2 protein-coding genes and 1 pseudogene are annotated in these 2,536 nt (G+C 33.3%); all 3 read left to right on the forward strand.

Translation table 11 applies throughout. The features are described 5' to 3' along the window. A partial coding sequence (locus tag RMN92_RS09330; RefSeq protein ID WP_309609188.1) for an SDR family NAD(P)-dependent oxidoreductase occupies positions 1-781 on the forward strand: 781 nt, incomplete at its 5' end. 9 nt (positions 782-790) lie between these two features. Then, a complete protein-coding gene (locus tag RMN92_RS09335) occupies positions 791-1,720 on the forward strand; it encodes an EamA family transporter (RefSeq protein WP_309609189.1) in 930 nt (309 codons plus the stop codon). Further along, positions 1,701-2,536: pseudogene (locus tag RMN92_RS09340) on the forward strand (S9 family peptidase); the annotation flags it as partial. The gene RMN92_RS09335 and the pseudogene RMN92_RS09340, both read left to right, overlap by 20 nt.

The raw sequence follows: 2,536 nt of genomic DNA on the forward strand, positions 1-2,536 counted from the left end.
AGGTTGCGGTTGGTTGGGTTTTCCATTAGCGAAAGCATTTATTTTGGATGGGTTTTCAATAAAAGGATCTACAACTTCAGAAGATAAGTTATTAATTTTAAAAAATAATAATATCAATCCTTATTTGATATCTTTAAATGAAAATGAAATTATTGGAAATATTGATGGGTTTTTAAATAATTCAGAAATTTTAATTATTGATATTCCTCCGAAATTGCGCGGAAATTCAAAGGAAAACTTTGTGTCAAAAATAAAAAATCTAATTTCGTTTGTCGAAAAATCATCAGTCAAAAAAGTATTATTTGTAAGTTCAACATCGGTTTATGGCGATAATAATTCGGTTGTAACCGAAGAAACTATTCCGAATCCTGATACCGAAAGTGGGAAACAATTGTGGCAAGTAGAAAAACTTTTGCAAAGCAATAAAAATTTTGAAACTACAATTCTGCGTTTCGGCGGACTCATCGGCAACGACCGACATCCCATAAAATATATGGCAGGAAGAGAAAATCTTGAAAATCCAGATGCGCCAGTGAATTTGATTCATCAAAATGATTGTATTGGCATTATCAAAAAAATTATTGAAACCGAAATTTGGAATGACACTTTCAATGCTGTACATCCATTTCATCCAACCAGAAAAGATTATTATACTCAAAAAGCCAAAGCTTTACAATTGACGATTCCAACTTTTAATTTGGACTCAAAAATTGGTGGTAAAATAATTTCATCACATAAAATTGAACAACAATTAAATTATACTTTTGTCACTTCTATTTAAAATTTCCAATTGAAAAATTTCATACAAAAAATTAAGTTGGCTTTGCCAATTATTGCGCTGGCTTGGATAAGCTTTGCTTGGGGAACTACTTGGATAGCTTCAAAACAAGGCGTCCAACATATGCCCGCCATTCAACTAGTAGCGATAAGACAGTTTTTGGGGGCTCTTTTTTTCTTTGCCTTTTTTATTTTCAAAAAAACAAAATGGCCAAACAGATCCCAATGGAAAAGTATATTGGTGCTTTGTTTCTTGAATTTTATTTGTAGCAACGCGCTGAGTACTTGGGGCGTAAAATATATAAGTAGTGGTTTGGGCGCAATTATTGGAACCATTTTCCCTTTGTGGCTAGTTGTCATACAAATTGTAAAAAAAGAATACGTACCAAGAAACGCCATTTGGGGTTTGTTTGTTTGTTTTTTGGGAATATGTGTTGTTTTTTATGATTACTTGGGAGATTTTCTAAACCCAGAATTTGTTTTTGGCATCATATTGTCAGTCATTGCTACTTTTACGTGGGCTTTGTGTTCGTACTATACCCGAAGTTATGCACAGGATTTCAATCCGTATTTTAGTTTGGGCATTCAAATGTTTTTGTCCAGTATTATTTTATATTCTATAAGTGCGGCAACTGGAAATACAATTCCAATTTCGAAAATTCCAGTCATTTCTTGGTACGCCATTGCCTATTTGGTTATTGTAGGTTCGGTTATGACGTTTATTGCATTTGTGTATGTATTGCAAAAATTTCCACCCACTATTAGTAGTTTGTATGCATACATCAACCCAATAGTTGCCTTAGTTTTAGGGGTTTTATTGTTCAATGAGCCGCTCACAATTGCTATTTTCATAGGAACAATTGTTATATTGGTAGGCATTTATTTAGTAAATTTATCCATCAAAAGAAATAAAATTGCACATTATGAAATTACCGAAAATTAGTATAATTGTCCTAATCATTGGATTTAATGGTTTTGCACAAGATCAAAAAAATTTAGTTTTACCCAATGAAAATTTAATTACTGAAAACATTGCGCCTATTTCGAAAGAATTGGCGCAAAAAATTAAAAAATATTCTGAGTCACGTGGCGCATCGTTGGTTGCTATTCACCCAACCAAAAACGAAATTATAATAGGTACACGATTTGGTTCCACCAACCAATTGCACAAAGTGATACAACCGCTAGGAGCAAGAAAACAAATTACTTTTTTTGAAGAACCTGTAAACAATGCCAGTTATGAACCTACAAAAGGGGATTACTTGATATATTCTAAAGATATAGGCGGGAATGAATTTGGTCAATTATACAAGTTAGATTTAAAAACTTTGCAATCAACATTGCTGACTGATGGCGGTCGTTCTCAAAATGGCGGCATCAATTGGAAAAAAGATGGTTCTGGATTTTATTTTTCTTCCACCAAGCGAAATGGCGGTGATCGAGATATTTATTTTATGAATCCGAACGATCCAAAATCAGCTAAACTTGTATTGGAAGTAAAAGGCGGTGGTTGGGGCATTCACGATGTTTCCGATAACGGGAAAAAATTATTAATTGGCGAATATGTTTCTGCCAACGAATCCCACGTTTGGCTGTTTGATACCGAAAGCAAAACCTTGTCTGAAATAACCAACAGAAAAGATAAAAGCATTGTGCAAGCAGATGCAGAATTTTCAAAAAATGACAATGATATTTGGTTTATAACCGATAGAGAAAATGAGTTTCAACGTTTGGCTACATTCAATTTACAAACCAAAAT

Source organism: Flavobacterium sp., from assembly GCF_031363805.1.
Lineage (GTDB): Bacteria > Bacteroidota > Bacteroidia > Flavobacteriales > Flavobacteriaceae > Flavobacterium.